We start from the raw sequence: 4,486 nt of genomic DNA, 5'->3' as shown, positions 1-4,486 counted from the left end.
ATTTTAGCGATCGCACCTTTTTCACCCAACCTCACAAAATCGCGTTGCTCCCTTGTGAAATGTGTGTAGATTGTTTCCTTTACGGCTTCGCTGCTGGTGGGGGTGGCGCTCAAAAAAGTCGCATTTGGACTGAAGATGCTTTTAGTATTTTACCTGCTAGTGATGTTGTAGGCGATCGCACCATAAACGCCATCTACGAAACTGGCACAATGCGCGATGAAAAAGGTAACGCATCAACAGCTTTAAATACCAGCGAATACATCAAACCAGGTGTGCATTTTTTGGATGTCGTCACCCTAAAAGATGTAACTGCGGATGAACTGCGCTATATCATCGGTAACATTCTGTTCACCAGTCGTTACGGTGCGGTTTCTAGTCGTGTTGGACGTATGGAAAACCAAATATTAGGTGTATTTGCTAGTATTACCGAACTTCCTAGTTCTCTGGAACTTGTACAAGCTACTTATGATGTATTAGGTAAACCTTTAGAACACCCCTTGAATATTAATCAATTAATTACAGCTAGCAAACAAGTAATTGCTAATTGGAAAAATAAGAGAGGGGTTTCTGTGCAACTATCTGAAGAGGAATTAGGAAATTTAGTGACTGATGTAGAAACTAATTGGTCAGAAGCAGAACGTGATAATTTTCTCAAGCGTTTAACGCAATCCTATGAATCCTTCCGTCAGATTGCGCCTGAGAAGAAAAAGGCCAAAGCTAAAGTCAAGAATACACCAGTTGAAGTAGAGATTTAGGTTATGTCAACAATTCCTTTTCAGCAGGCAAAACTTGTTGAATTATACTGTTTTGAACCAGTCTTTTTTGCCTCTAGGGAGTTGTCTGATACCTATTACACTGAGGGGGTAATTGGGAATTATGCTCTTACCTATGCTTTAGGTTGGGTAAATTCCCCCTATCGCCTCCAAGGTCAGGCTACAGGACGACCAACCTACAAAGAAGATTTGCAACCGATAGCACAATCTGGTTATATCTTACCAGCTTCACCAGTCGGTAGAATTACATTCAGATTTGAACGTTTCAATGCTCTTTCTGATTCTTACTGGTATGCAATGACTAATAACCGTGTTGCTACAGCGCGGGAAGATTTACCATTACAACGCCAAAGGAAAAAACCAAGTTCATTTAGACCAAGTAATTTTCCGCAAACGGGAAGACTGCGGATGATTGAACGCAAAAACAAATTTCAAACTTTAGTATTTGGAAATTACCAATTACCAAATTATATTCGCCTGGGTAAATTCATGAGTAAAGTCAAGGTGAATGTACTGAATGAATTTCCTGTGACTTTACTACCAGACGGTGAATATCAAAGTCAACATTATCTAAATGCTGCCGATTTACCAGAGCAAATAGAGGCTTTAGCATTCGATTTAATTTCTATTCCTTCTGCACCCATTATTAAAAATCTTCGTTTTCGGGGTGCTGCTTGGCAAGTTGGGGAAATCGTTGTACCAGCAGGTTTACATTTTTGTGGTAGAGAAAGTAATAATGAGTAATCAAAAATTAGTTATCAGATTAGAACCGCGCAGTATTTCAGCTTGTGCATCTTTGCCAGATGAACTATCTTTTATGGGGAATGCACTTCAGCATCAAGTTGATGTATTTGAAAAATCTAAGGATACAGATATTATCCTTGATTTAGCACCAACTGGCACAGGTAAAACTAACGCAGGACTAACAGTATTAAAACATCAGCCAAATAAAAGTGCTGTTTACATTGCTCCAACTAATGCTTTAATTGAACAGCAAACATCAGCCGCAAAAAAGTTTGTTAGCGATGCTAAGTTACCTCATATAGTCAAATCAGCTTCTGCTAAAGATATTAAAAGCTGGTCTAACGATAAAGTTGGCAGTCGTTCAGGGGAAAAGCTGTATAATGTATTACGGAATCCAGCTACAGTCTTTCCTGATGTTGGGGCTAATATACCCATCATTTTAGTCACAAATCCTGATATCTTTTACTATGCAACTTTCTTTGCATATAATCAGCTAGATAGAGGTAATATCGCAAGTAGTTTTTACACAAAATTTTCGACAGTCATTTTTGATGAATTTCACCTCTACGATGCTAAACAGCTAGTAGGAATGCTGTTTTATCTTGCTTATTCTCAAGTTTTTCGCTTTTTTCAGGACGGACGTAAAATAGTTTTGCTGACAGCTACACCAGAACCAGCTTGTGAATTAGCATTGCAGAATTTCAAACAGGCTGGTGTAAAGATAGCAAGAATTGATGGAGAAGCAGGTAATACTAATCTTTTACCGTCACAAACAGCAGTTAATCTAGAATTAAGACCAAAACCAGATAGTAAGGAAGAGTGGTTAGCAGAGTTAGCAGCAGAAGTTGTCCGACGTTTTCGAGAAAAACCTGATGAAAATGGTGCTGTAATTCTTGACTCTCTTGATAATATTAATCGTCTATCAGATTTACTGCGACACGAAGGACTTAGTGATTATGTAGGACGTATAACTGGCCCTGCACCCAAAAAAGATAGACAAAGGGCTATGCAGTGTCAAATCATTTTGGCTACTAGCACCGTAGATGTAGGATTTAACTTTGAAAGACATCCTGAATCGAAACGGCAAAATTTAGATTGGTTGATTTTTTCAGCACGCGATCGCGCCGCATTTTGGCAGAGAATTGGTAGAGTAGGGCGTGTATTAGGTAAGTCTGAAACTCACATTGATTCAGAAGCCATTGCTTACTTACCTGCTGATGCTTGGAAAGAAGGTTTAACTTCTCTTGAAACCACTGGGGGACGTACAGTCCTAAAAGACTTACTTGAAACACTTCCCTTCCCATAAATATTGTTTGCGATGATAGTGAAAAACAATATGAGTTTTTAGCAGGATTATCAGGAATCTTGACAATGGCAATGAAGTTTAAACAGCTACGTCTCCCAGATGATGAAGTTTTGATTGCATAATAAGTAATTAAATTCTTGTACCAATAGTCTAACAATACTTAGTCTACACCAAGTAAATAAAGTATGCCTCACAGCCTCGTCCTTAACCTAATTCCTCAATCCCCCATCTATCCAGAATTTTTAACTGGGAGACATCTGCACGCACTATTTCTGACTCTTGTCAGTTTTGTCGATAAATCCTTGGGAGACTATCTGCACACCTCTAACGCAGATAAAGCCTTTACTCTCTCACCATTGCAAATACAACGACAACACAAACAATCTCAACATATCTTGCAAATTAGTCATCAAAAACTAATTCCGGCTGGTACTCCCTGCTGGTGGCGTATCTCCTTGCTTGATGACACCTTATTTAGCAAGCTGACTCCACTATGGCTGAATCTTAACCCCAACCGCCCTTGGTATTTGGGTTCTGCAAACTTGCATATTACCAGTATTCAAGGTACGCCCCAATCAATCCAACCTTGGGCTAATGCTTGCACCTATGAGCAGTTGTATAAGCAAGCTAGTGATAGCGATCGCACCCTCAATTTTACCTTTGCTACACCTGTGTCATTCCGTCAAGGTGGATATGATACTGTTCTACCTATCAAAGAATGTGTTTTCAATAGCCTCCTTAGTCGTTGGAAAAAATATAGTGGGATAGAAATTTCTAGTATTCCCATTGAATCAATTTATCCAAGTGCTTTTGACATTAATACTGAAGTTATGAGCAATTATGAAAGTAAGTTCATAGGTTGTGTTGGGAGAATAAGCTATCAAATTTTGGGTGAAATTGAATCAACAAGTATCAAGCAAATTAATGCTTTAGCTGACTTTGCATTATATGCAGGATTGGGGCGTAAAACAACAATGGGTATGGGAATAGTACGCCGTGTATAAATATGTCATTTAAATTTAAATTGAAACCTATGAATGAGAGTGATTATATTCCTATTGCTGCTTTAAATCAGTATAGCTATTGTTCGCATCGCTGTTGGCGAATGTTTTGTGCGGGAGAATTTATTGATAATCAATACACTATTGAAGGTACAAGTTTACACGAACGAGTCCATACAGTTGATGAAGGACAACGTGAAGATACTTGGCAAATACGAGCAATTTGGCTAAAGTCCGAGAAATACAAACTCATAGGCAAATCAGATTTAATTGAATCAGAAAACGGTGAATTTTATCCAATAGAGTACAAACGAGGACGTAAGGGCGAGTGGGATAACGATGAATTGCAAGTTTGCGCTCAAGCTTTGTGTTTAGAAGAAATGACAAATCAAGTTATTAATACTGGCTATATCTACTATGCACATTCCCACCAACGCTTACGTGTAGATATTTCTGAAGAATTACGTCAAAGTGCGATCGCTACTATTGAAGCTGTGCAAACACTGTTATTTACAGGTGCAATGCCCAAAGCTATCAAAACCAAACGGTGTGATGGATGTAGTTTATATTCCCACTGTCTACCGCAAGCTGTAGAAAAAGTAGGACGCTATAGCAATCCTAAATCATTTGTAAAAAATCACAGTTGTTGATACTCTGAACAA

5 protein-coding genes are annotated in these 4,486 nt (G+C 38.6%); all 5 read left to right on the top strand.

What is annotated here, in order from left to right; genetic code table 11:
- On the top strand, positions 1–755 hold a 755-nt coding region (gene cas7d, locus Q0541_RS27705), incomplete at its 5' end, for a type I-D CRISPR-associated protein Cas7/Csc2 (RefSeq protein ID WP_298918820.1).
- A gap of 3 nt (positions 756–758) precedes the next feature.
- A complete protein-coding gene (gene cas5d / locus Q0541_RS27700) occupies positions 759–1,517 on the top strand; it encodes a type I-D CRISPR-associated protein Cas5/Csc1 (protein WP_298918818.1) in 759 nt (252 codons plus the stop codon).
- Positions 1,510–2,823 carry a type I-D CRISPR-associated helicase Cas3' gene (gene cas3 / locus Q0541_RS27695; protein WP_298918813.1) on the top strand — a complete coding sequence of 438 codons (1,314 nt, stop codon included), beginning with the start codon at positions 1,510–1,512 and terminating at the stop codon, positions 2,821–2,823. The genes cas5d and cas3 overlap by 8 nt, the downstream gene beginning before the upstream one ends.
- A 185-nt stretch (positions 2,824–3,008) precedes the next feature.
- Positions 3,009–3,827 carry a CRISPR-associated endoribonuclease Cas6 gene (gene cas6, locus Q0541_RS27690; protein WP_298918810.1) on the top strand — a complete coding sequence of 273 codons (819 nt, stop codon included), beginning with the start codon at positions 3,009–3,011 and terminating at the stop codon, positions 3,825–3,827.
- Positions 3,828–3,856: 29 nt separating this feature from the next.
- Positions 3,857–4,474 carry a CRISPR-associated protein Cas4 gene (cas4, locus tag Q0541_RS27685; RefSeq protein WP_298918807.1) on the top strand — a complete coding sequence of 206 codons (618 nt, stop codon included), beginning with the start codon at positions 3,857–3,859 and terminating at the stop codon, positions 4,472–4,474.
- Positions 4,475–4,486 lie beyond the last annotated feature (12 nt).

Source organism: uncultured Nostoc sp. (assembly GCF_937863485.1).
Taxonomy (GTDB): domain Bacteria; phylum Cyanobacteriota; class Cyanobacteriia; order Cyanobacteriales; family Nostocaceae; genus Nostoc.
This window is presented reverse-complemented; position numbering and strand designations above follow the sequence as displayed.

Coding starts and splice junctions, on each gene's coding strand:
- cas4 (WP_298918807.1), top strand. CDS start 3,857: ATGAATGAGAGTGATTATATTCCTATTGCTGCTTTAAATCAGTATAGC.
- cas3 (WP_298918813.1), top strand. CDS start 1,510: ATGAGTAATCAAAAATTAGTTATCAGATTAGAACCGCGCAGTATTTCA.
- cas6 (WP_298918810.1), top strand. CDS start 3,009: ATGCCTCACAGCCTCGTCCTTAACCTAATTCCTCAATCCCCCATCTAT.
- cas5d (WP_298918818.1), top strand. CDS start 759: ATGTCAACAATTCCTTTTCAGCAGGCAAAACTTGTTGAATTATACTGT.